17 protein-coding genes and 1 pseudogene are annotated in these 20,339 nt (G+C 72.6%); 14 read left to right on the top strand and 4 right to left on the bottom strand.

The window, feature by feature from the left end; translation table 11 throughout:
• Nucleotides 1–21: 21 nt before the first annotated feature.
• The 3 genes from F8274_RS09345 to F8274_RS09335 all read left to right on the top strand — a co-directional run bounded on the left by F8274_RS09345 (nucleotide 22) and on the right by F8274_RS09335 (nucleotide 2,948).
• Nucleotides 22–642 (top strand): transcriptional regulator, encoded by a 621-nt coding sequence (locus F8274_RS09345; protein ID WP_225853691.1) that lies wholly within the window; start codon nucleotides 22–24, stop codon nucleotides 640–642.
• A 120-nt stretch (nucleotides 643–762) separates the two neighbouring features.
• The gene (locus F8274_RS09340; RefSeq protein ID WP_151461884.1) at nucleotides 763–2,328 is read left to right on the top strand and encodes an MFS transporter; all 1,566 of its coding nucleotides are present in this window, start codon (nucleotides 763–765) and stop codon (nucleotides 2,326–2,328) included.
• 11 nt (nucleotides 2,329–2,339) lie between these two features.
• A complete protein-coding gene (locus F8274_RS09335) occupies nucleotides 2,340–2,948 on the top strand; it encodes a TetR/AcrR family transcriptional regulator (RefSeq protein ID WP_151461883.1) in 609 nt (202 codons plus the stop codon).
• A gap of 14 nt (nucleotides 2,949–2,962) precedes the next feature.
• On the opposite strand, the gene F8274_RS09330 is transcribed toward F8274_RS09335, so the two are convergent.
• Entirely contained in the window at nucleotides 2,963–4,882 is a 1,920-nt protein-coding gene (locus tag F8274_RS09330) for a helix-turn-helix domain-containing protein (protein WP_151461882.1), read from the bottom strand.
• Nucleotides 4,883–4,896: 14 nt separating this feature from the next.
• Nucleotides 4,897–5,679 carry a 3-hydroxybutyrate dehydrogenase gene (locus tag F8274_RS09325; protein ID WP_151461881.1) on the bottom strand — a complete coding sequence of 261 codons (783 nt, stop codon included), beginning with the start codon at nucleotides 5,677–5,679 and terminating at the stop codon, nucleotides 4,897–4,899.
• Nucleotides 5,680–5,860: 181 nt separating this feature from the next.
• On the opposite strand from F8274_RS09325, the gene ruvC reads away from it, so the two are divergent.
• The 9 genes and pseudogenes from ruvC to F8274_RS09280 all read left to right on the top strand — a co-directional run bounded on the left by ruvC (nucleotide 5,861) and on the right by F8274_RS09280 (nucleotide 16,076).
• A complete protein-coding gene (ruvC, locus tag F8274_RS09320) occupies nucleotides 5,861–6,388 on the top strand; it encodes a crossover junction endodeoxyribonuclease RuvC (protein WP_151461880.1) in 528 nt (175 codons plus the stop codon).
• Entirely contained in the window at nucleotides 6,385–6,987 is a 603-nt protein-coding gene (ruvA, locus tag F8274_RS09315) for a Holliday junction branch migration protein RuvA (RefSeq protein WP_151461879.1), read from the top strand. Before ruvC ends, ruvA begins: the two co-directional genes overlap by 4 nt.
• Nucleotides 6,984–7,194: pseudogene (locus tag F8274_RS09310) on the top strand (Holliday junction branch migration DNA helicase RuvB); the annotation flags it as partial. The gene ruvA and the pseudogene F8274_RS09310, both read left to right, overlap by 4 nt.
• Nucleotides 7,188–9,056 carry a Holliday junction branch migration DNA helicase RuvB gene (gene ruvB / locus F8274_RS32580; RefSeq protein ID WP_370518208.1) on the top strand — a complete coding sequence of 623 codons (1,869 nt, stop codon included), beginning with the start codon at nucleotides 7,188–7,190 and terminating at the stop codon, nucleotides 9,054–9,056. The pseudogene F8274_RS09310 and the gene ruvB, both read left to right, overlap by 7 nt.
• A gap of 123 nt (nucleotides 9,057–9,179) precedes the next feature.
• The gene (gene yajC / locus F8274_RS09300; protein WP_151461878.1) at nucleotides 9,180–9,542 is read left to right on the top strand and encodes a preprotein translocase subunit YajC; all 363 of its coding nucleotides are present in this window, start codon (nucleotides 9,180–9,182) and stop codon (nucleotides 9,540–9,542) included.
• Between the two features lie 223 nt (nucleotides 9,543–9,765).
• Nucleotides 9,766–11,517: a protein translocase subunit SecD gene (secD, locus tag F8274_RS09295; protein WP_192579762.1), complete on the top strand. Its 1,752-nt coding sequence runs from the start codon at nucleotides 9,766–9,768 to the stop codon at nucleotides 11,515–11,517.
• Between the two features lies 1 nt (nucleotide 11,518).
• The gene (gene secF / locus F8274_RS09290; protein WP_151461877.1) at nucleotides 11,519–12,712 is read left to right on the top strand and encodes a protein translocase subunit SecF; all 1,194 of its coding nucleotides are present in this window, start codon (nucleotides 11,519–11,521) and stop codon (nucleotides 12,710–12,712) included.
• A gap of 95 nt (nucleotides 12,713–12,807) precedes the next feature.
• Entirely contained in the window at nucleotides 12,808–13,374 is a 567-nt protein-coding gene (locus tag F8274_RS09285) for an adenine phosphoribosyltransferase (protein WP_151461876.1), read from the top strand.
• 233 nt (nucleotides 13,375–13,607) lie between these two features.
• Nucleotides 13,608–16,076 carry a bifunctional (p)ppGpp synthetase/guanosine-3',5'-bis(diphosphate) 3'-pyrophosphohydrolase gene (locus F8274_RS09280; RefSeq protein ID WP_151461875.1) on the top strand — a complete coding sequence of 823 codons (2,469 nt, stop codon included), beginning with the start codon at nucleotides 13,608–13,610 and terminating at the stop codon, nucleotides 16,074–16,076.
• Nucleotides 16,077–16,150: 74 nt separating this feature from the next.
• Here the strand turns inward: F8274_RS09280 and F8274_RS09275 are convergent, their stop codons facing one another.
• Complete coding sequence (locus tag F8274_RS09275; RefSeq protein ID WP_151461874.1) at nucleotides 16,151–16,990, bottom strand: peptidylprolyl isomerase; 840 nt, start codon at nucleotides 16,988–16,990, stop codon at nucleotides 16,151–16,153.
• Between the two features lie 65 nt (nucleotides 16,991–17,055).
• Nucleotides 17,056–17,925, bottom strand: a complete 870-nt coding sequence (locus tag F8274_RS09270; protein WP_151461873.1) for a peptidylprolyl isomerase — start codon at nucleotides 17,923–17,925, stop codon at nucleotides 17,056–17,058.
• Between the two features lie 258 nt (nucleotides 17,926–18,183).
• Between F8274_RS09270 and F8274_RS09265 the strand changes: the two genes are divergently transcribed.
• Together F8274_RS09265 and hisS are read left to right on the top strand one after the other, a co-directional pair.
• Nucleotides 18,184–18,903 (top strand): MBL fold metallo-hydrolase, encoded by a 720-nt coding sequence (locus tag F8274_RS09265; protein ID WP_151461872.1) that lies wholly within the window; start codon nucleotides 18,184–18,186, stop codon nucleotides 18,901–18,903.
• 57 nt (nucleotides 18,904–18,960) lie between these two features.
• Entirely contained in the window at nucleotides 18,961–20,301 is a 1,341-nt protein-coding gene (gene hisS / locus F8274_RS09260) for a histidine--tRNA ligase (protein ID WP_151461871.1), read from the top strand.
• Nucleotides 20,302–20,339: the final 38 nt, after the last annotated feature.

Here is a 20,339-nt window from a genome sequence, read left to right as displayed (position 1 = left end):
TGCTACCCGGGGGTTCGTCCTGTGCTGACCCGACGCATGCCGGCCGAGGCCGCCGAGCCGGCCCGCACGCGGCTGCGCGCCGCCGCCGAGGACCTGGACGACCAGCGGGTCGCGGCGCTGGTCCTCGATCTCGCGGCCGAGGCCGGGGTGATCGCGGCCTGGGAGCAGGTCTGCCGGCCGCTGCTGGCCACGACGCGCGGTGACAACGCGGCCGGGATCGCCGTCGCGGGCGCCCTCGCGGAGGGAACCCGGGTCGGCCTGGACGCGTTCCGCCGCGACCCGGGCCGGCCGTTGCCCAGCGCAGGAGTGCTGCTCGCCGGCGCCGAGCACGAGACGTGCTGCCTCGGGCTGCACGCCCTCGCCGCGGCACTGCGCGAGCGGGGCCGGGGCTGCCTGCATCTCGGGCCGGCGCTGCCGTGGACCGCGCTGGCGAGCGCCGTGGCCCGGGCCCGCCCGCGGGTGGTGGTGCTCTGGTCGCAGAGCCCGGCCACCGGCCGCGCCCACCGCCTGGTCCGCTTCCGGCGGGACTTTCCCGGGGTGCGCGTGCACGCCGCCGGCCCGGGCTGGACCGAGCCCGCCCCGCCGTTCCCGCCCCGGCTCACCTCGCTGGGCGAGGCGACCGCCGCCTGTCTGGCCGGGTGACCTGGGACACAAACGATACGGATCGGTTCCGTATCGAAACACTCTCACCTACGCTCAACTGCGTTTACGAGTCTGCCCCGTATCGTATTTTGACGCGGGTGAGCCGGGGGGAGAACCCGAGTGGAACCGCACGAGAACACCGGACACCCGAGGAGGTGGGCGATCCTGGGGGTGCTGGTGATCAGCCTCCTCGTGGTCGTCCTCGACAACACCATCCTCAACGTCGCCCTGCGTACCCTCGCCGACCCGGTGCACGGCCTCGGGGCAAGTCAGGGCGAGCTGGAGTGGGCGATCAACTCCTACACCCTGGTCTTCGCCGGGCTGCTCTTCACCTTCGGCGTCCTCGGCGACCGTTTCGGTCGCAAGCGCTTCCTGATGGTCGGCCTGGCCCTGTTCGGGCTGGCCTCGCTGCTCTCCGCGTACGCGCAGGACCCGGGCCAGCTGATCGCCACGCGCGCCCTCATGGGCGTCGGGGGCGCGGCCATCATGCCGGTGACCCTGTCGATCATCTCCAACGTCTTCGACCCCCGCGAGCGGGCCAAGGCGATCGGCGTCTGGGCCGGCGCCGTCGGCCTGGCCGTGGCCATCGGCCCGGTGCTCGGCGGCGCCCTGCTGGAGCACTACTGGTGGGGCTCGGTCTTCCTGATCAACGTGCCGGTGGTGGTGCTCGGCGTGGTGCTCGTCGCCGCCCTCGTCCCGGAATCCCGCGACCCCCGGCCGGGTCGGGTCGACCTGCTCGGCGTGCTGCTGTCCGTGGTCGGCCTCGTCGCCCTCACCTACGGCATCATCGACGGTGGCGAGCACGGCTTCGACCGGGCGCGGGTGTGGGTCGCGATCCTCGGCGGGCTCGCGGTGCTCGGCTGGTTCGTCAGCCACGAGCTGCGCAGCGACCACCCGTCGCTGGACGTCCGGCTGTTCCGGGTGCCCCGGTTCGCCGCGCCGGTGGCGCTGGTCGGCCTGGTCTTCTTCGCCGCCATGGGCGTGATGTTCTTCGGCGCGTTCTACCTCCAGCTGGTCCGCGGCTACAGCCCGCTGGAGAGCGGCCTGCTCTTCCTGCCCTTCGCCGCCGCGCAGCTGATCTTCGCGCCGCGCAGCGCCGCCATGGTCCGCCGCTACGGGGGCCGGGCCGTGGCCGCCGTCGGTCTGCTGCTCACCGCCGCCGCGCTCGGCGCGTTCGTGTTCATCGACGCGGACACCCCGATCTGGATCTTCTCGGCGCTGGGCTTCGTCCAGGGCGCCGGGATGGCCAACATCATGCCGCCGGCCACCGAGTCGATCATGTCGGCGCTGCCCCGCGAGAAGGCCGGCGTGGGCTCGGCCGTGAGCAACACCGTCCGCCAGGTGGCCGGCGCGCTCGGCGTGGCGGTCCTCGGCTCGGTGCTCTCCGCGGTCTACCGCAATGACGTGGCCTCGACCCTGTCCGGCCTGCCCGCCCCGGTCCGCGACGCGGCCCAGGAGTCGATCTCCGGGGCGTACGCCGTCGCCGGCCGGCTCGGGGCCGGCGCGCCCCGGCTCATCGCCGCGGCGAACGACTCGTTCGTCTCGGCGATGCACTGGGCGGCGGGGATCTCCGCGCTCGTGGCGCTGCTCGGCATGGGCATCGTGCTGCGCTGGATGCCGGGCCGCCCGGTGGTCGAGACCGAGTCCCGGCCGGCCGCCGAGCCGGAGTTGGCCGGGACCGCGTAGGTTCGGCGACAATGTCTGACATGACTTCCATGGCTGATGCTCCGCGGTCGCCCGGGCGACCGCGGAGCGTCCGCGCGGACGAGGCGATCGTGGAGGCCACCCTCGACCTCCTCGCCGAGGGCAGCACGCTCGAGGCGCTCTCCATCGAGGCGATCGCCGCCCGCGCCGGGGTGGGCAAGGCCACCATCTACCGCCGCTGGTCCGGCAAGGACGCGTTGCTCATGGACGCGCTGGGCCGGCTCAAGGGGGTGCCGCCCCAGCCCGCCGGGCGGTCCGTCCGCGACGACCTGGTGCTGCTGGTCGGCGCGGTCGGCCACAACGTCGACCCGCGGGCCGCGAAGATCATGCCGTGCCTGGTGCCCGAGGTGAACCGCAGCCCCGACCACTTCCAGCTCTACCAGAACATCGTCGCCCCGCGCCGGAAGCTGATGCGGGAGGTGCTGCGCCGCGGGGTGGACAGCGGCGAACTCCGGGCCGACCTCGACATCGAGCTGGCCATGGCGCTGCTCACCGGCCCCATGCTGCTCCAGCGGGTGCTGCGCTGGCATCCCGAGCTGGACGACCAGATCCTCCCCGAGCGGGTCGTGGACGCCGTCCTCGAAGGCCTCCGCGCCCGCTGACGACCCCCGGCGGGTCAGGTGGCCGGAGTGCGCAGGCGGTGCAGGCGCAGGGCGAGCTGCACCTCCAGGGCGCGCTCCGGCTTCTGCCAGTCCGCGCCCAGCAGCTGCCCGACCCGCTCCAGCCGCTGGGTCACCGTGTTGACGTGCACGTGCAACAGCTCCGCCGCCCGGGCCAGGCTGCCACCCACCCCGAAGTACGCCTCCAGCGTCTTCACGAGCGCCGTGCCCCGCCGGGCGTCGTAGTCGACCACCGGCCCCACCGTCGCGGTGAGAAAGCGGGCCACGTCCCGGTCGCCCGAGTCGCCGACCGCGCCCAGCAGCAACCCGACAAAGCCCAGCTCGGCCGTGCTCGCCCCCTGCCCGGCCCGGCCCAGCGCGCCCAGCGCGGTCAGGCACCGCTCCGCCTCGGCGAACGTGGCGGCCAGCGACGCCGGGCCGGTCGACGGGCCGCTCGCCCCGGCGGTCACCGGACGGCCGGTCACCCGGGACAGGTCCCGGGCCACCGCCCGCGCCGCGCCGCCCGCGTCCCGGCCGGGCAGCATGAGCACCACCCGCCCGTCGCGCGCCGCGGCCAGGCCGCCCCGGGTCGAGGCGTACGTGGTGGCCCAGGACAGCACCCGCTGCCGGGCCGAGCCGGTGGCCGCGATCGCGTCGTCCCCGACCGCCACCAGCACGTGCGGGGCGTCCAGGTCGACACCGAGCCGGCGGGCCCGGCTGCGCAGCGCGTCGGTGTCCCGCAGCGGCCGGGCGATCAGGTCGTCCAGCAGCTCACCCCGGACCCGCCCCTCCGCCTCGGCCACCGTCCGGCGGAACAGCAGCAGCAGCGCCGTGACCAGCGCGGCCCGCTCCAGGATCCGCTGGTCGGCGTCGACGAGCTCGCCGTCCGGGCGCAGCACCAGGGCGCCCAGGTTCTCCGCGCCGGCCACCACGGCGGCGTACCAGAGCGGACCCCGGCGGACGCTGCGCCCCTCGGTGCGGGACGCGGCCACCGCCTCGACGATGTCCGCCCGGTCCGGCTCCTCGATCTCGCCCACCCGGGCCAGCCGCCGCCCCTCCGCGTCCAGCGCCAGCAGCGCCCCGCCGAGCACCTCGGTGACCGCCGCGGCCACGTCCTCCATCCCGCCGCCGCGCACCACCAGGGCGGTCATCCGGTCATGGGCGGCGGCGGCCCGCTCCACCGAGCTGCTGTGCGCCCGGATCGTGCTGTTCGCCGCCGACAGCTCCTCCAGCGCCGACCGGGTCTCGGCCAGCAGCCGGGCCGTGTCGATCGCCACCGCGGCGTGCGCGGCCAGCGACACCAGCAGCGACACCTCCTCCCGGGCGAACGGCCGGGCCGAGCGGTTGGCCGCGTACAGCACGCCGATCACGCTCGACCCCAACCGCAGCGGGACGCCCAGGATGGCCACCAGGCCCTCCTCGCCCACCCCGCCGTCGATCTCCCCGGTGTGCCGGAACCGCTCGTCCTCCTGGTAGTTGGAGGTGACGTACGGGGTGCCCGTCTGCGCCACCAGGCCGCCCAGGCCGTCGCCCATCTCCAGCCGCAGCCGCTGGAACCGGGCCGAGATCGAGCCGTCGGTCACCCGCATGTACGTGTCGCCGCGCTCGTCGTCGTTGAGCGTCATGTATGCCACGTCGGTGCCGAGCAGGATCCGCGCCCGGTGCACGATCGCGCGCAGCACGTCGTCCAGGTCGCGCAGCCCGGCCAGGTCGCTGGCCGTGTCGTACAGGCCGGAGAGCTCGGTCTCCCGGCGGCGCCGCCGCTCCAGCAGCGCGCGGACCCGCAACGCCACCAGCTTCGCCTGCTCCAGCTCGGCGAGGCGCTCGGCGGGCAGGCCGGCGGCGCGGGCGGCGACCAGCGGACCCTCGAACTCGACCGCGGCGGCCTCCCGCGCCAGCAGCTCCAGGAACTCGACCGGCGACGACATGACCGACATTGTGCGCGAGGCCACTAGTTGGCCGTCCAGCCCCCGTCGAGGGCGATCGACGCGCCCGTGATGAACGCGGCGGGCGGCGAGCACAGGTACGCCACCAGCTCCGCCACCTCCTCCGGCTCGATCAGCCGCTTGATCGCCGCCCGGGCCAGCATGATCTTCTCGACCACCTCGTCCTCGCCGATGCCGTGGCTGGCCGCCTGGTCGGCGATCTGGCTCTCCACCAGCGCGGTCCGCACGTACGCCGGGTTGATGCAGTTGGTGGTCACCCCGTGCGCGGCGCCCTCCAGCGCCACCACCTTCGACAGCCCCTCCAGGGCGTGCTTCGCCGAGACGTACGCGGCCTTGAACGGCGAGGCGCGCAGCCCGTGCACCGAGGAGATGTTGACGATCCGGCCCCACCCGTTGGCGTACATCCGGGGCAGCGCCCGGCGGATCAGCAGGAACGGGGCCTCCACCATCACCCGCTGGATGTACTCGAAGCGCTCGACGGGGAACTCCTGCACCGGCGCGACGTGCTGCAGGCCGGCGTTGTTGACGACGATGTCGACGTCGACGTGGAGCCGGTCCACCGCCTCGGGGTCGGCCAGGTCGACGCCCTCCGCCCGGCCGCCCGCCTCGGCGGCCACCGCCTTGGCCGCCTCCACGTTGCGGTCGACCACGAGCACCGCCGCGCCGGCCGCCGCCAGGCGCAGGGCGCACGCCCGTCCGATGCCGCTGCCACCACCGGTCACCAGCGCAGCGCGACCGGAGAGGTCGACGTGCACGACGTGGGGGACCGCCACGGGTTCTGCCGTCATGGCGCAAGAAGTTACGAGCTGTGTGGCCGGCGGCACATGGGGCGGCGACACATACTCGACCGCTTCAGTGTGTGGCGCGGATCGTGTCCGCCGCTCCCGGCGTGTCCGCCCGGCCGGACGCCGGGACGCACCAGTAGGGTGTCGAACACACGTTCTGCCGGTGGCTCGGGGAGGAGGCGGCGTGCGCGTGCTGGGCGTCGACCCGGGGCTGACCCGGTGCGGGGTCGGCGTGGTCGAGGGCGTGCCGGGCCGCCCCTGCACCCTGGTCGCCTACTACGTGGTCTACACCGATCCCGGCGACGACCTGCCCCTGCGCCTGCTGCACCTGGACCGCTCGCTCACCGACCTGGTCGCCGAGCACCGCCCCGACGCGGTGGCCGTCGAGCGGGTCTTCAGCCAGCACAACGTCCGCACCGTCATGGGCACCGCACAGGCCAGCGGGATCGCCGTGCTCGCCGGGGCGCGAGCGGGGCTGCCCGTGCAGACGTACACGCCGAGCGAGGTGAAGGCGGCGGTGACCGGTTCCGGCCAGGCCGACAAGGCACAGATGACCGCCATGGTCACCCGGCTGCTGCGGCTGCCCGAGCCGCCCCGCCCGGCCGACGCCGCCGATGCCCTGGCCCTGGCCATCTGCCACATCTGGCGCGGCGGCACCCGATCCAAGCTGGCGGCCGCCGCCGAGCGGGCACGACGAGGAGGAGCGCGATGATCGCCAGCGTGCGCGGCACCGTGACCGCGACGGGTCCGGACCACGCCGTGGTGGAGGTGGGCGGCATCGGCCTGGCCGTGCAGTGCGCCCCCGGCACCATCGCGGACCTGCGGGTCGGTCAGCCCGCCCGGCTGGCCACCAGCCTCGTGGTCCGGGAGGACTCGCTGACCCTCTACGGCTTCCCGGACGACGACGCCAAGCAGCTCTTCGAGCTGCTCCAGACCGCCAGCGGGGTGGGGCCGCGGCTGGCCCAGGCCGTGCTCGCCGTGCACACCCCGGACGCGGTCCGCAAGGCCATCGCCAACGCCGACACCGCGGCGCTCACCCGGGTGCCGGGCATCGGCAAGAAGGGCGCCGAGCGGCTCGTCCTCGAACTGCGCGACCGGGTCGGCCCCGTGCCGGTGGGCGCCGACGGCGCGGCCGGGGTGACCGCCGGCGCCTGGCCGGACCAGGTCCGCCAGGCCCTCGTCGGGCTCGGCTGGACCGCCGCACAGGCCGAGCAGGCGGTGGCCGCGGTCGCGGAGACCGTCGACGGGGAGACCCCGCCGGTGCCGGTCCTGCTCAAGCAGGCCATCCGCCTCCTGGGCCGCACGCGATGACGGGCGAGAACCTGGTCTCGGCGTACGTCAGCGACGCGGAACGGGACGCGGAGGCCAGCGTCCGGCCGAAGCGGCTGGAGGAGTTCATCGCCCAGCACCGGGTCCGGGACCAGCTCGACCTGCTGCTCCAGGGCGCCATGCGGCGCGGCTCCCCGCCCGACCACATCCTCCTGTCCGGGCCGCCTGGCTTGGGTAAGCCGGTGTCCGTCGAGGCCCTGGTTCTGCTCGAGGACGGGTCGCGGCGGCGGCTCGGTGACATCGTCGTGGGAGATCGCGTCATCACCCGGACCGGCGAGGGCGCCACCGTGACGGCGGTGCACGAGCAGGGGGAACTGGACTCGGTTCGGATCCGGACCACGAGTGGGCGAGAGGTGGTGGCGGCGCCCGATCATCCGTTCTGGACACCGGAGGGCTGGGTGAAGGCCGGTGACCTCACCGATCGGGACTTCGTCGCCAACGTGCTGTGCCCGGACCTGGTCGCGGACAGCATTCAGGACGTCGATGAGTACAAGCTCGCCGGGTATCTGATCGGCGACGGGTGCACGACCAACCAGGTCACCTTCACTGGCGGGGACGAGGACGTGCTCGCCGACTTCCGGTCGACCTGCGACCGGCTGGGCTATCGGCACAACACGAGGCCCAACAGCGCCCGCAGTTCCTTGATCAGGATCTCAGGCCTCCGGCCCTGGCTGGAGGAGCACGGCCTGCTCGACAAGAACGCGTGGCAGAAGCGGGTGCCCGAGTTCGTCTTCCAGGGGGACAGCTGGCAGGTGGGGGCGTTCCTGGGCGCCTACTTCGCCTGTGACGGCACGGTGAGCCGGCGTGGACGTGACCGGTACGACGTGGTGGTCGAGTTCTACAGCGTCTCGCGAGGGCTGCTCGAGGACGCGCAGCACCTGCTCCTGCGGCTCGGCGTCCAGTCACGGCTCAAGCTGAAGCGGGGGCGTTACCAGGGTCGGCCTCATGAGTCCTGGCGTCTGAGCGTTACCAGTCAGGACGACGTGGCGCGGTTCGTGCAGCGGGTCACCGTGACCGGCGAACGAGGTCGGCGGCTCGCTGAGTGGGCACCGCGCCGGGATCGGTTCGAGGAGCGGCTGGCCGCCGACCGGGTGGCGTCCGTTGACGCCGTGGGCCTGCAGGAATGCCGATGCCTGACAGTCGACGGAGACCATACCTTCACGGTGAACGACTTCGTGGTGCACAACACCACCCTGGCCAACATCGTGGCCGCCGAGCTGGGCTCGGGGATCCGGGTGACCAGCGGGCCCGCGATCGAGCGCTCCGGCGACCTGGCCGCCATCCTGACCAGCCTGGCCGAGGGTGACGTGCTCTTCATCGACGAGATCCACCGGATCGCCAAGCCGGCCGAGGAGCTGCTCTACAGCGCCATGGAGGACTTCCGGGTCGACGTGGTGGTCGGCAAGGGTCCGGGGGCGACCGCCATCCCGCTCGACGTGGAGCCGTTCACCCTGGTCGGCGCGACCACCCGGTCCGGCCTGCTCACCGGGCCGATGCGGGACCGGTTCGGCTTCGTCGCGCATCTGGACTTCTACGCACCGGCCGACCTGGAGACGCTGCTGCACCGCTCCGCCCGGATCCTCGGCGTGCCGATCACCGAGGAGGGTGCGGCGGAGATCGCCGGCCGGTCCCGGGGCACGCCCCGGATCGCCAACCGGCTGCTGCGCCGGGTCCGCGACTTCGCCGAGGTCCGCGCCGAGGGCGTCGTCAACCTGGAGACCGCCCGGGCCGCCCTGACCGTCTACGACGTCGACGCCCTCGGCCTGGACCGGCTGGACCGTGCGGTGCTCACGGCCCTGGTCGACTCGTTCCGGGGCGGCCCCGTGGGGCTCTCCACCCTGGCCGTGGCGGTGGGGGAGCAGCCGGACACGGTCGAGGAGGTGTGCGAGCCCTTCCTGGTCCGGGCCGGGCTGCTGGCGCGTACGCCGCGCGGCCGGGTGGCCACCCCGGCCGCCTGGCATCATCTGGGGCGTACGCCGCCGAATGGTACATTTGGCACGGATGCCGCTCCGGTGCCCGATCTGTTCTCGGCGCAGACCGATCAGCCGTGATCCGAACGTGATCTGTGCCGCATTCGGTGTTCTCAGGTGCAGGGATTAGACTTCGCCGCGGCTTGTACAGGACGTGAGAAGTCGCCTCCGCTCCGGCACCCCGCAGGGGTCCGGGTGGAGCCAATGGGAAGGTCGACAACCGTGCAAAACCTTGCAGCGGGTGGCGGAGGGGCCGGCGGTCTGACGCCGATCCTGATGATCGCTCTGCTCTTCGGCGTCATGTACTTCATGATGATCCGCCCCCAGCAGAAGCGTCGCCGTGAGGCCGAGCAGATGCAGTCCGCGCTCGGCGTGGGCGACGAGGTGGTCACCATCGGCGGGCTGTACGGCACGGTGACCGGCGTCGAGGACGAGACCGTCCTGATCGAGGTCGCCCCGGGCGTGCAGACCCGGTACGCGCGCCCGGCGATCGCCCGCGTGGTCAAGCGGAACGAGGTTCCGGAGGCCGAGACGATCTCCGAGGAAGCCGAGTCGGTCAAGGAGTGACCGCCGGCCCCGGACGGGGCAGCGGATTCACTCACACAAGTGGATAGTTGGGTCGGCGTCCGACGCCGGCACGCGGGGAACCCCGCGCGACGCCGCCGCGTCGTGCGCCGGGGAGGCGTGCCGTCCGGCGGCGCCGACCCCCGGAGCAGTCGGGCGGACACCCCCGGCCCGACAATCCCGCCGCTGCCGAAGCGGCGCGACCGTACAGGGAGACAGGACAGCCGTGGCACCACCTCAGGGACAGATGCGCCCCGGACGGCAGCTCGCCGTCCTCGGGTTCATCTTCGTCGTCCTCTATCTTTTGGTGTTCTTCTCGGGCGGCGCCAGCGGTGGCTGGAAGGACCGGCTGGAGCCCCGGCTCGGCCTGGACCTCGTCGGCGGCACCCGGCTGACGCTCGAGGCCACCAACACCGTGGACGGCAAGCCCCCGACCTCCGCCAACCTGGAGGAGGCGCGCCAGATCATCGAGAACCGGGTCAACGCCTTCGGCGTGGCCGAGGCCGAGGTGGTCACCGAGGGCAACCGGAACATCGTCATCTCCCTGCCCGGCCAGAACCGCGACCTCACGAACGTCGGTGAGGCCGCCGAGCTGCGCTTCCGCAAGGTGCTCAAGGCCACCGACGGCAGCGGCGCCGCCGCCGCGCCGACCCCGTCGGCGACGCCGAGCGCCGCCGCGCCGAGCCCGAGCGCCAGCGCCGAACCGGTGCCGCAGAGCGTCGAGCAGCAGCGCAAGGCCATCGAGCAGAAGGTGGGCGCGGCCGCCTGGGCCGCCGCCTCGGGCCTCCAGGCGCCGGCCGACCTGACCGCCGACCCGTCGCTGGCCGACAGGCTCAAGCCGTTCGGCACGCTCTCCCCGCAGGAGATCGCGGTGCTGCCGGTCGGGATGCAGTTCAACGTCCCGACCATCACCTGCGCCCAGCTCGACGACCGGCCGGCCGCGTCGATCAAGGACGAGAACCAGCAGGCGGTGGCCTGCGAGTCCGGCGCCAAGTACCTGCTCGACAAGGCCAAGGTGCTGGGCACCGACGTCGACGACGCCAACGCCGTGCTCGACCAGACCAGCTCCTGGGTGGTCAGCCTGAACTTCACCGGCAAGGGCCAGGAGAAGTGGACCGCGCTGACCCGCGAGGCGTTCAACAACGAGGGTCAGGCCTGCGACCAGACCGCGCTCGGCCAGGACGGCAAGTGCCGGGTCGCCGTGGTGCTGGACAACGAGATCGTCTCCTCCCCGGAGATCCAGGGCGTGCTGACCGGTGACTCGCAGATCACCGGCAGCTTCGACAACAAGAGCGCCAACGCGCTGGCCAGCCAGCTCCGCTACGGCGCGCTGCCGGTGACCTTCGAGCCGCAGGAGCAGCAGAACGTCACGGCGACACTGGGTGACAGCCACCTCAAGGCGGGCCTGCTGGCGGCCGGCATCGGCATGCTGCTGGTCATCATCTACTCGTTCTTCTACTACCGGCTGCTCGGCTCGGTCATCTTCCTGAGCCTGGTGCTCTCGGCGCTGCTGGTCTTCGGCGCGCTCGTGGTGCTCGGCCGGTCGATCGGGTTCACCCTGACGCTCGCCGGCATCGCCGGCATGATCGTCTCACTCGGTGTGGCGGCGGACTCGTTCGTCATCTACTTCGAGCGGCTCAAGGACGAGATCCGGGAGGGGCGCAGCCCGCGCAGCGCGGTGCCGCGGGCGTGGATCCGGGCCCGCCGGACGATCATCTCGGCGAACGCCATCACCCTGATGTCGGCGGTGGTGCTCTACATCGTCTCGGTCGGTGCCGTGAAGGGCTTCGCCTTCGCGCTCGGCCTGGCGACCGTCCTCGACCTGCTCGTCGTCTTCCTCTTCCGTCACCCGATCATGACGATGTTCGCCCGGACCCGGGCGTTCCTGTCCCCGCGGGTCAGCGGTCTGGGCCGGGCCCTGCCGGCCCGGTCGGCCGAGTCGGGCTCCGCCCGCAACCCGCGCGTCAAGGAGGCCTGAGATGGCTAAGAGTGGTCTGGCCGCCCGGCTCTACCGGGGCGAGGCCGATCTCAATATCGTCGGGAAGCGCAAGCTCTGGTTCGGCGTGGCCGGTGTGCTGGTGCTCATCGCCGTGCTGAGCTTCGCGATCAGCGGCTTCAAGCTCGGCATCGAGTTCGCCGGCGGCAACTCCTTCCAGGTGCCGGCCAGCGTCGGCACGCTGGAGCAGGCCGAGGCGAAGGTCGACGCGGCGCTCGCGGCCAAGGGCGGCGGCGCCGAGGTGGTCACCGCGCAGAAGGTCGGCAGCACCAGCGGCGAGTACTACGAGCTGCGTACCGGGCAGCTCACCGCGGAGCAGGCCAACCAGGTCAAGACCGAGATGGCGCAGTCGTTCGGCATCAACGCCGACCAGATCAGCGGCAGCCAGGTCTCCGAGGCGTGGGGCAGTCAGGTGACCTCCCGCGCCCTGCTCGGCCTGGTGATCTTCGTCGCGGTGGTGGCGATCTACCTGATCCTCCGCTTCGAGTGGCGGATGGCCGTCGCCGCGATCGCGTCGCTGTTCACCAACCTCGTGCTCACCGCCGGCATCTACTCGCTTGTCGGCTTCGAGGTGACCCCGTCGACGATCATCGGCTTCCTCACGATCCTGGGCTTCGCGCTCTACGACGTGGTGGTGGTCTTCGACAAGGTCCAGGAGAACACCCGCGGCATCACCGCGAACAACAACCAGACCTACGGCGAGGCCGCCAACCTGGCGTTGAACCAGAGCCTCATGCGGTCGCTGAACACCTCGGTGGTCGCCCTGCTCCCGGTCGGCGGCCTGCTCTTCATCGGTGCCGGCCTGCTCGGCGCGGGCACCCTGAAGGACCTGGGTCTGGTGCTCTTCGTCGGCATGGCGGTGGCCTTCCTGACCTCGATCCTGCTGGCCACCCCGCTGCTGGTGCTGCTCAAGAACCAGGACCCGCGGATCAGCGCGCACAACAAGCGGGTGCTGGCCCGCCGGGGTGCCATCGCGCGCGGCGAGGTCACGTCGAAGGGCGCGCCGCGGGCCGCGGCGGCCACCGCCGAGGAGACGATCGACCCCGAGGCGGCCGCCCTGGCCGGCGCCGCCCCGAAGGTCGGCGCCCGGCCGGCCGGCAAGCGCCCCAGCGGCGCTCGCGGCGGGCGTCCGGCCGGCGGTGGGGGCAACCGGCCCGGTGGCGCGAAGCGCCGCTGACCGCCCACCCGGTAGGGATCGACCCGGCGGCGTCCGCCATGCTGTGAAAGCGGCATGACGGACGCCGCCGTCGTTCGAGAGGACATGGGACGCACGTGACGGAGACCCACACCACCGGGGTACGGGGAGACAGCGGCCCGGAGGTCGCCCGACTGGTCGCCAGCCGGGTGCTGGACGTGCCGGACTTCCCGAAGCCCGGTGTCATGTTCAAGGACCTCATGCCGCTCTTCGCCGACGGCGCGGCCTTCCGCGAGGTGATCGACGGGATCATCGCGCACCACGGGCAGGACTCGTTCGACGCCGTGGTCGGCATCGAGGCGCGCGGGTTCGTGCTGGCGGCGGCGGTCGCGTACGCCACCGGAGTCGGCGTGGTGCCGGTGCGCAAGGCCGGCAAGCTGCCCCGGGCCACCCACTCGGCCTCCTACGCGCTGGAGTACGGCGAGGCGACCCTGGAGGTGCACCAGGACGCCTTCACGGCCGGCCACCGGGTCCTGGTGCTGGACGACGTGCTCGCCACCGGCGGCACCGCCGAGGCCACCCTGGACCTGGTGGAGCGGGCCGGCGGCACGGTGGCCGGCTTCACGGTCCTCATGGAGCTGAGCTTCCTCAAGGGGCGGGACCGGCTCGCTCCGCGTCCGGTCCATGCCCTGCTGACCGTTTGACCCCACCGGCCCGTCGGGCGGACCGGGCACGGTCCGTCCGGCGGAGCGGCGGCGTACCCTGCGTACGGGTAGCATTGCCCTTTGCTTGACCGGGCGGGTGACCGTCCGGCGGCGCGGGGCTGCCGGGGCCGCCAGGTTCCGATGCCCGGCGCGGAACAACTCCGGCCCCTCGGCCGGTTGGACAGGACGTCGGCCGCACGGCCGGCGCTTCCCGGCGAGCGGTGAGGAGGCCGGTGTCCCACGATGTCGTTCCTCCGGTGGAGGGCACGGTGCACCCGACAGGCGACGCGGACGGCTCGGTGACCGAGCGCAGCGGCAACCCGCCGGCGCGGGTGACCGGCCCGGCCGACGCGCCCGACGGGAAGGCGGACGGCGGGGCGGTCGTGGTGCCGTTCCCGACCGACGGCGCGGCGGACCCCACGCCCGGCGCCGGCTTCGCCCTTTCCAACGCGCCGACCGGCCGCAGGGTGCGCGCCCGGCTGGCCCGCTTCAACGCGCCCTGGCAGACCTCGCAGGTCAGCGAGGTGCTGGAGCCGCTGATCGCCACCCACCGCGAGAACCACCCCAAGGCCGACGCCCGGCTGCTCCAGCGCGCCTTCGACACGGCCGCGCGCTGGCACTCGGGCCAGTACCGCAAGTCCGGTGACCCCTACATCACCCACCCCCTCGCGGTGGCGACGATCCTGGCCAACCTCGGCATGGACACCACCACCCTGGTCGCGGCGCTGCTGCACGACACGATCGAAGACACGGAATACACCCTCGACCAGATGCGCGCCGACTTCGGCGGCGAGGTGGCCCTGCTGGTCGACGGCGTCACCAAGCTCGACAAGGTCAAGCTGGGCGACGCGGCCAAGGCGGAGACGATCCGCAAGATGGTCGTCGCCATGGCGAAGGACCCGCGGGTCCTGGTCATCAAGCTGGCCGACCGGCTGCACAACATGCGCACCCTGACCTTCCTGCCCCGCCCCAAGCAGGAGCAGAAGGCCAAGGAGACGCTGGAGATCCTCGCCCCGCTGGCCCACCGCCTCGGTATGAACACGATCAAGTGGGAGCTGGAGGACCTGGCCTTCGGCACGCTGTTCCCGAAGCGGTTCGAGGAGATCAACCGGCTGATCGGCGAGCACCAGCCGCAGCGTGAGGCGCTGCTGCGCCAGGTGACCCAGAAGGTCTCCACCGACCTCAAGGCCGCCAAGATCAAGGCGGAGACCACCGGCCGGCCGAAGCACCTCTACTCGATCTACCAGAAGATGATCGTGCGGGGGCGCGACTTCAACGACATCTACGACCTGGTCGGGGTGCGGATCCTGGTCGACACGGTGCGCGACTGCTACGCGGCGTTGGGCGTCATCCACGCCAACTGGCAGCCGGTGCCGGGCCGGTTCAAGGACTACATCGCCATGCCCAAGTTCAACATGTACCAGTCGTTGCACACGACGGTCATCGGGCCCACCGGCAAGCCGGTGGAGATGCAGATCCGCACCTACGCCATGCACCGCACCGCCGAGTTCGGCATCGCCGCGCACTGGAAGTACAAGGAGCACAAGGGCGTTCCGGTGGTCGGCCCGCCGGCGCACATCGACGAGATGACCTGGCTGCGCCAGCTCCTGGACTGGCAGCGGGAGGCGGCCGACCCGAGCGAGTTCCTCGACGCGCTCCGGTTCGACCTGTCCAGCCAGGAGGTGTACGTCTTCACCCCGAAGGGTGACGTCATCCCGCTGCCGACCGGGTCGACGCCGGTGGACTTCGCGTACGCGGTGCACACCGAGGTCGGGCACAAGTGCATCGGCGCGCGGGTCAACGGCAAGCTGGTGCCGCTGGAGTCGACGCTGTCCAACGGCGACGTGATCGAGATCTTCACCTCGAAGTCCGACACGGCCGGCCCGACCCAGGACTGGCTCGGTTTCGTCAAGAGCCCGCGCGCCCGCACCAAGATCCGGCAGTACTTCAACAAGGAGCGGCGCGAGGAGGCGATCGAGGCCGGCAAGGACTCGATCGTCAAGGCCATGCGCAAGCAGGGCATGCCGTTGCAGCGGATGCTCACCTCGGACGCGCTCATGGCGATCGCCCGGGACCTGCACCTGGCCGACGTGGCCTCGCTCTACGCGGCCGTCGGCGACAGCCAGGTCTCCGCCCAGTCGGTCGTGCAGAAGCTCATGGCGGCGTACGGCGGCGAGGAGGGCGCGGCGGAGGACATCGCCGAGACCGCCGTCGCCACCCGGCCACCGCGCAGCCGGCAGAGCAGCAGCGACCCCGGCGTCGTGGTCCGGGGCGTCAGCGACGTCTGGATCAAGCTGGCGCGCTGCTGCACCCCGGTGCCGCCGGACGCGGTGTTCGGCTTCGTCACCCGCTCCGGCGGGGTGAGCGTGCACCGGGACGACTGCGCCAACGCCGAGGACCTGCGCGCGCAGAGCGAGCGGGTCGTCGAGGTGAGCTGGAAGCTCACCTCCGCCTCCACGTTCCTGGTGGCCATCCAGGTGGAGGCCCTCGACCGGCACAAGCTCCTCGCGGACGTGACCCGGGTGCTCTCCGACGAGCGGGTCAACATCCTGTCCGCGACGGTCACCACCACCCGGGACCGGGTGGCGGTGAGCCGGTTCAGCTTCGAGATGGCCGACCCGAAGCACCTCGGGCACCTGCTGGCCGCGGTCCGCAAGGTCGACGGCGTCTTCGACGCCTACCGGGTCACCTCGGGCGCCTGACAGCGCGACAGGGGCACATGGAGAAGCGCCCGCCGGCGGTCTGCCGGCGGGCGCTTCGTCGTCGTGCGGGCGGGTCAGGCGCCCTGGATGTCGCTCATGCTCAGCTTGTTGATGACGATCTCCTTCTTCGGGTGACCGCCGCCGGACTGCTGGGCGAAGGCGCCGTCGTCACCGGCCGCGGCGACCTGCTTCACCAGGTCCATGCCGCCGGTGATGGTGCCGAGCACCGTGTAGTTCGGGTCGAGCTGCGAGTCGCCGTAGACGATGAAGAACTGGCTGCCCGTGCTGCCCGGCTGCGCCGAGTTGGCCATCGCGATGACGCCCTCCGGGTAGGGGGGCCGCTTGTCGGTGGGCAGGTTCTCCTCGGCGAGGTTGTAGCTCGGGCCGCCGGTGCCGTCGGTCTCCCGCCAGCCGTTGCCGGTCGCGCTCGGGTCGCCGCACTGGAGCACCTTGATGCCCTGGGTGACGAGCCGGTGGCACTTGGTGTTGTCGAAGAAGCCCTTGCTGGCCAGGTGGGTGAAGCTGCCCGCCGTGCAGGGCACCAGGCCGCGGTCGAGCTTCGCGGTGATCGGGCCCAGGTTGGTGTCGATCGTCATCGTCTGGGTGCCCTTGTTGCCCTGCTGGGCCGGGGGCAACCCGACGTCCTTGATCTGCTTCGGGCGCCCCTCCTTGGGGACCTCGGTGTAGGCGCACTGCGAGAACCCCTCGCCACCGGCGGTGTTCTGCTTCTTGTCGTCACCGCCGAGCGAGGTGGCGAGCCAGACGGTGCCGGCCACGACGAGCACCAGCACGGCCGCGGCGCCGACGATGGCCTGGGTCTGCCGGCGCTTGCGGGCCTTGCCGGCCCGCTCGGCCATCTCCCGCTCGAGGCGGGCCCGCGCCGCCGCGCGCTGCCGCTCTCTCGTGGACGTCACGGTCACTCCTCACATGCTTCTCGGGTACGGCGCTGCTCGCCGCTGCTCAGGGTGGGGCGGCCGGGTCAGCCGGCGCTGGGGCTCGCCGCCGGCGCGCTCGTGGCGGCCGGCGCGGCGTTCGGCTCGCCGACGGTGAGGCTCTGGATCACCACGTCCGTCTTCGGCTTGACCTTGGCCCCGCTCCCATTGTCCACGGTCGGCAGGGCGCCGATCTTCTCCACCACGTCGAGGCCGCCGGTGACCTTGCCGACGACGGTGTACGCCGGCTTGGCCGGGTTGAAGTCCTTGAAGAAGATCAGGAACTGGCTGCCGTTGCTGCCGGGCGGGTTGCCGATCATGGCGACCGTGCCCTTCGGGTACGCCGGGGGCTGCGCCGGCGCCGGCGAGGCGGACGGGCTGGCCTCCGGCGCGGTGGGGACGTTCTCGTTGTAGAACGAGTAGGTCGGGCCGCCGATGCCGCTGCCGCTCGGGTCGCCGCAGCGCAGCGCCCCCTCGGTGGTGATCTCGTGGCACTTGGTGTTGTCGTAGAACGACTTGCCGGCCAGGAACGAGATGCTCGCGGCGCCGCACGGGGCGGCGGCCACGTCCAGGTCGGCGGTGATCGGGCCGCCCTGGTTGGTGGTGACCGTCATGGTCCGGGTGCCCTCGGTGGGCAGCCCGGTGGTGGCCGGGGTGCCCACGTCCTTGAGGTTGGTGTTGGCCGTGGCGTCCTGCGGCGTCCAGAGGCAGGTGTCCTCGGCGGCCTGCTTCTTCGGATCGGAGTCGAAGGCGCCGAGCGCCCAGGCCGAACCGGCCACGATCAACGCGAGCACCACGGCGGCGCCGACGCCGGCCTGGATCTGCCGGCGGCGCTTGGCGGACGCGGCCCGCCGGGCCAGCTGCCGGTCGAGCTTGGCGCGCGCCAGTTTGCGCTGCCGGTCCCTGCTGGAAGCCACCCGTGCTCCCCTTCCTCTGCCCTGGTCCTCGCCGGCGCCGGGCGCTGCCCGCCCGCTGTCGCGGGGGTGCGCCACGCCACACGCCCGCCAGAGTGTACGGGTACCGGCTGGGAAAGTGGTGTACGAGGTCCGGCCTCGGTTTATCGGGCGTTGTCACTGTGCCTGACGGGACGACTGGGGCCGGTGGTCGGCGAAACCGGGTCGCCCGTGCGGCTAGGCTGCTGACAGGGACGACGACCCGACGGAAGGGGAGCGGACGTGCTCGTGGCCGGCTTTCCCGCGGACGCCTTCGGCACCAACTGCTATGTGGTGGCGACCGCGCCGGGGGAGCAGTGCGTGGTGGTCGACCCCGGCATCGGGGTGCTCGACCGGCTCGACGCCGTGCTCGCCGAGCACCGCCTGCACCCGGCCGCCGTGCTGCTCACCCACGGCCACCTCGACCACACCTTCTCGGTGGCCCCGGTCTGCGGCGCGCGGGGCATCCCCGCCTACGTCCACCCGGAGGACCGGGAGCTGCTGGCCGACCCGGCCAAGGCGCTCTCGATGGACCTCACGCAGCTCTTCGGCGGGCGGCTGCCGTACGCCGAGCCGGAGGACGTGGCGGAGCTGACCGACGGCGCGACCCTGTCGCTGGCCGGGTTGGAGATCACCGTCGACCACGCCCCGGGCCATACCGGCGGGTCGGTGCTGTTCCGGATGCCCGGCGCCGGCTCGCCCTGGGAGGCCGACGAGATCTGCCTCTCCGGTGACGTGCTGTTCGCCGGCTCGATCGGCCGCACCGACCTGCCGGGCGGCAGCATGCCCCGCATGCTGGCCAGCCTCCGGGAGAAGGTCCTCCCGCTGGCCGACGACACCGTCGTCCTGCCCGGCCACGGCCCGCAGACCACCATCGGCCGCGAGCGCGCGACCAACCCGTACCTCGTCGAGGTGTCGGGCACCGGCGGCGCGCGCCCGGCCGCGCCCACCCGCGGCCTGTAACCCGGCCGCGACCCACGACCTCACCGCGCGGTTCGCGCGGCGCCCAAGGAGTACGCGATGAGCAAGCCCACGCCCATCTCCGGTTTCCCGGAGTGGACGCCCGCCCAGCGGATGATCGAGCAGTTCGTGCTCGACCGGATCCGCGCCACCTTCGAGCTGTACGGCTTCGCGCCGCTGGAGACCCGCTCGGTCGAGCCCCTCGACCAGCTGCTGCGCAAGGGGGAGACCTCGAAGGAGGTCTACGTGCTGCGCCGGCTGCAGGCCGACACCGACGGCCCCGCCGGTGACGACGCGCTGGGCCTGCACTTCGACCTGACCGTGCCGTTCGCCCGGTACGTGCTGGAGAACGCCGGCAAGCTCCAGTTCCCGTTCCGCCGCTACCAGATCCAGAAGGTGTGGCGGGGCGAGCGCCCGCAGGAGGGGCGCTACCGGGAGTTCCTCCAGGCCGACATCGACATCGTCGACCGGGACACCCTGCCGGCCCACTACGAGGCCGAGATGCCGCTGGTGATCGGCGACGCGCTGCGCTCGCTGCCGATCCCGCCGGTGCGGATCCAGGTCAACAACCGCAAGATCTGCGAGGGCTTCTACCGCGGCGTGGGGCTGACCGACCCGGAGGCGGCGCTGCGCGCGGTCGACAAGCTCGACAAGATCGGCCCGGCGAAGGTCGCCGAGCTGCTGGCGGAGACCGCCGGGGCGAGTGAGGCGCAGGCCAAGGCGTGCCTGGCGCTGGCCGAGATCTCCGCGCCGGACGCCTCGTTCGCCGACGCGGTGCGCGCCCTCGGGGTGACCGACCCGCTGCTGGACGAGGGCATCGCGGAGCTGGTCGCGGTGGTGGAGACCGCCGCCGCGCACTCGCCCGGTCTCTGCGTCGCCGACCTGCGGATCGCCCGCGGCCTGGACTACTACACCGGCACGGTCTACGAGACCCAGATGATCGGCTACGAGCGGTTCGGCTCGATCTGCTCCGGCGGGCGGTACGACAACCTGGCCAGCTCCGGCGCCACCCGCTTCCCCGGGGTGGGCATCTCGATCGGGGTGACCCGGCTGCTCGGCCTGCTCTTCGGCGCGGGCGCGCTGTCGGTCTCCCGGGACGTGCCGACCTGCGTGCTGGTCGCGGTGACCGCCGAGGAGGAGCGGGCGGCCAGCAACCGGGTGGCCGAGGCGCTGCGCTCGCGGGGCATCCCCACCGAGGTGTCGCCGAGCGCGGCCAAGTTCGGCAAGCAGATCCGGTACGCCGAGCGGCGCGGCATCCCGTACGTCTGGTTCCCCGGCGCCGAGGGCGACGAGGTGAAGGACATCCGCTCGGGCGAGCAGGTGGCCGCCGCGGCGGGGGAGTGGACGCCGCCCCGGGCCGACCTGAAGCCGCTGGTCGGGCCGTCGACGGCTGGCGCCTGACGACGATTGGACCTACGGTGGCGTAAGTTACGCCACCG

The organism is Micromonospora sp. AMSO31t (assembly GCF_008868175.1).
GTDB lineage: Bacteria > Actinomycetota > Actinomycetes > Mycobacteriales > Micromonosporaceae > Micromonospora.
This window is presented reverse-complemented; position numbering and strand designations above follow the sequence as displayed.

What these genes read in the sequence shown, in the direction of transcription:
- F8274_RS09325 (WP_151461881.1), bottom strand. Translation starts at nt 5,679, where the DNA reads ATGACGGCAGAACCCGTGGCGGTCCCCCACGTCGTGCACGTCGACCTC.
- hisS (WP_151461871.1), top strand. Translation starts at nt 18,961, where the DNA reads ATGAGCAAGCCCACGCCCATCTCCGGTTTCCCGGAGTGGACGCCCGCC.
- ruvA (WP_151461879.1), top strand. Translation starts at nt 6,385, where the DNA reads ATGATCGCCAGCGTGCGCGGCACCGTGACCGCGACGGGTCCGGACCAC.
- F8274_RS09330 (WP_151461882.1), bottom strand. Translation starts at nt 4,882, where the DNA reads ATGTCGGTCATGTCGTCGCCGGTCGAGTTCCTGGAGCTGCTGGCGCGG.
- secF (WP_151461877.1), top strand. Translation starts at nt 11,519, where the DNA reads ATGGCTAAGAGTGGTCTGGCCGCCCGGCTCTACCGGGGCGAGGCCGAT.
- F8274_RS09335 (WP_151461883.1), top strand. Translation starts at nt 2,340, where the DNA reads ATGTCTGACATGACTTCCATGGCTGATGCTCCGCGGTCGCCCGGGCGA.
- yajC (WP_151461878.1), top strand. Translation starts at nt 9,180, where the DNA reads ATGGGAAGGTCGACAACCGTGCAAAACCTTGCAGCGGGTGGCGGAGGG.